The 3,284-nt window shown below is 62.1% G+C and carries 2 protein-coding genes; one reads left to right on the plus strand and one right to left on the minus strand.

What is annotated here, in order from left to right:
- Positions 1–891: 891 nt before the first annotated feature.
- A complete protein-coding gene (locus B1991_RS18400) occupies positions 892–1,836 on the minus strand; it encodes an NAD-dependent epimerase/dehydratase family protein (protein WP_136260121.1) in 945 nt (314 codons plus the stop codon).
- 194 nt (positions 1,837–2,030) lie between these two features.
- Between B1991_RS18400 and B1991_RS18405 the strand changes: the two genes are divergently transcribed.
- Positions 2,031–3,026: an integron integrase gene (locus tag B1991_RS18405; RefSeq protein WP_136260122.1), complete on the plus strand. Its 996-nt coding sequence runs from the start codon at positions 2,031–2,033 to the stop codon at positions 3,024–3,026.
- Positions 3,027–3,284 lie beyond the last annotated feature (258 nt).

Below are 3,284 nucleotides of genomic sequence, written 5' to 3' on the forward strand. Positions count from 1 at the left end.
TACTTCGACCCTGCTGCACACCACCGTTTCGGCCCGAAACGGTGGTGTGCAGCAGGGTCGAATTAAGGGCGCTACCGGAGGAAGGTCTTGCGTGCAGTGATCCAACTGTGGCGACGGAGGACGACTTTTGGGCCTGCTGAGTACACCCAAGAAGCACGAGTGTCGAAAGAACTATCAAACGTTTCATAGGCGGCCCTAACGCTGGAGTTAAGCGGCGGCGTAGCCGTCCGCCTTGAACGAGTAGTTAGACGGTTGCGAAGCGAACCACCTGTGCGAGTGCGTTTTGCTAGCGATGTTTTCCAGATTCGAAGGAGCCGGGTAGTACCGGCGACCAGTGCTGCCCTTTGCTCTTACCCTTTTTAGCAGGACGTTTGGATGCACGTTTGGCCATAATTTCATTGGCGAGCTCGCGACCCCACTCCTTCACGAGAGCGTCGTACTTTTTTTGGACGCCCATGGAAGCCCCTTAGAATTCGCCCTGGTACAGAACTTCTGGATTTGAGTCTAACGCTGGAATTGAGCGGCGGCGAAGCCGTCCGCCTCGAATGATTGGTTAGGGAGCAGCGAGCTCACCAACCGAAGGGAAGTCTGGCTCTGCGATGTAAAAATTTGCCGGATGAATGGATGACGCTGACTGCAAACAAGCGATGTGACAAAAGAAGGCTTGCTCTTTTTGCTCACTGCGCTGACGGTTGGCACGAGCAACCAAGTGGATGGCGCATGGATCGAGTGCACCAACCTCAATGGCCTGAGCGCAGAACATGCAGGAATAACTCGGCTCTTCGAGACTAGACGTCAACTTCACCTGCTCCCTAACGCTCCGGTTCAGCGGCGGCGAGCTGCGCCGTCCGCTGCAACCGGCTGTTAGCCTCAACTTAACCGGCCATGACCTCACCCTTTGGCAACGTGCTCCCGGTACCACTCAATCGTGCGTTGGATAGCCGCCGGGATGGGCGTGGCAGACAGGTCGAACTCGCGTTCGATTCGCGACGAATCGACCACAAACGGCGCCGTGAACTCGTACATCATCTCCACGCTGGCCCGCGCGGCTGGAACGAACAGCCCGACCACACGCATCATGAGCGGTGACACCGCACTGATTCGCGGGTCAACACCAAGCACTCGACAGGCCTCCTCGACCATCTGGCCCTGAGTCCTGACTGGGGCATGCGGGGCAATCCAGACCTGACCGAGGGCCTTGTCGTGCCTACCCAGAGCGGCTGCCGCGAGGCCGACATCTTCGATATACGCGAAGGAATGCGGCATCGTCGTTGAGCCACTGAGTTGCGCCGTCTTGCCGGCGACCAGATTGCCGAACACCCTCTCGCCTAGTGCCGAGCCGAGCACGCCAGGTCCGTAGTAATCGCTGGAGCGAAGCGTCGTCGTGCGTACTTCGCCGCGCGTGTGAGCGGCCATAACTTGCTCCGCCATCTTCTGGCGAAGCGCCCCTTTCCCGGAAACCGGTGCGACTGGCGAGGCCTCGTTCATCGACTTCGAGGAGTCATACATGTACAGGTTCTCAATTGACACGTATCTGGCGTTCGCCGTCTTCGCGGCGGCAAGCGCGGCGGCCTGCAAGGCCGGGAAGAACTCGTGCCAGAGGTGATACGGGGGATTGAGGGCTTGGTAGACCACGCTGGCTCCGGTGGCCGCTGTCGCAGCCTGAGTCGGGTCAGCGACGTCCGCTTTGACCATTTCGACGTCGGCGGGCATCAAACCTGGGCGCACTCCGCTTCGATTCACCGCGCGCACAGCACATCCTTGGCTGCGCAGCGCCCGCGCTGTCCAACACCCCACAGGGCCGGTTCCGAAGATCACGTGTAGCTCGGTAGGCATTGGTTGTTCCTCCGCGGTTTGGGTTCGAGGCTAACGCTAGGTAGACCCCAAAAACGGGGTGTTGCGCCGAGTATGCGGCGCCACTGCTGACCGCACAAGCGGCGGATTCCTACGTCAGATCATGGTCTTGCGCGGATGCCTGGCGCACGCCGGGCGGGCATTCTGCCGTTGTTATCAGCGACTTTTGAGGGTGTATGAGTTATCAGGGCGGAAGTGAGGGTGTAACGGAGGCGAAAACGCCGCGGTTGCTGGATCAGGTGCGGGCGCGGTTGCGTTTGAAGCATTACAGCTTGCGCACGGAGCGGGCGTATGTGGGCTGGATTCGGCGGTTCATTCTGGCCACCGGCAAGCGGCATCCGCGCGACATGGGGATGGCTGAGGTCGAGGGGTTCTTGAGCACGTTGGCGGTCGAGGGCAAGGTGGCGGCGGGCACGCAGAACCAGGCGCTGTCGGCGCTGCTGTTTCTGTACAAGGAGGTGTTGTCGATCGAGCTGCCGTGGATGGAAACGGTGGTGCGGGCGAAGCGGCCGCAGCGGGTGCCGGTGGTGCTTTCGCGCGATGAAGTGACCCGCCTGTTGGCGATGATGGATGGCCGCTTCGGCTTGATGGCCTCGCTGTTGTACGGCTCGGGCATGCGGCTGATGGAGTGCGTGCGCCTGCGCGTGAAGGATGTGGATTTCGAGCTCAACCAGATCTGCGTGCGTGACGGCAAAGGCGGCAAGGATCGGCATGTGCCGTTGCCGCAACGCCTGCATGAAGCACTGCGCGCGCAGCTGGAGCGGGTGCGCCTGGTCCACCAGCAGGACCTGGCGGCGGGCCTGGGCGCGGCGTGGCTGCCGCATGCGCTGGCGCGCAAGTACCCGTCGGCGCCGCGCGAGCCGGGATGGCAGTACGTTTTTCCATCGGATCAGCTGTCGCGCGATCCGCGCGACGGCGAGCGGCGGCGCCATCACGTGGACGAGGCCGGCCTGCAGCGCGCGGTGCGCAACGCGCGATTCAAGGCCGGCATCGTCAAGCCGGCGACCTGCCACACGCTGCGCCATTCGTTCGCCACGCACCTGCTGGAAGCCGGGCAGGACATCCGCACGATCCAGGAGTTGCTGGGCCACAAGGATGTCGCCACGACCCAGATCTACACGCATGTGCTCAACCGCGGCGGGCACGGGGTGTTGAGTCCGCTGGATCGGTGAGTGGGTGGGTGGGGGATGGGTGGAGTCCGTCGCGACCCCGTAACCTCACCCCCAACCCTCTCCCGGGGGGGGGGGGGGTTTTGGGGGTCGGGGTTGTGGGGGGGCAGGGGGAAGGGGGGGGGTTAGTGTGGAGGGGGGGTTGGGGGCGTGTGACAGGAGCGGGGGTGGGGCGTGTTGTTTTTAAAAACTCGATCGGGAGCAGAAAAGAAGGGGGTGCAGTGATTTGTGTCGTGTAGTGCATGAAAAATCATAGTACAA

Source organism: Rhodanobacter lindaniclasticus, assembly GCF_004799035.1.
In the GTDB taxonomy this organism is placed as follows: domain Bacteria; phylum Pseudomonadota; class Gammaproteobacteria; order Xanthomonadales; family Rhodanobacteraceae; genus Rhodanobacter; species Rhodanobacter lindaniclasticus.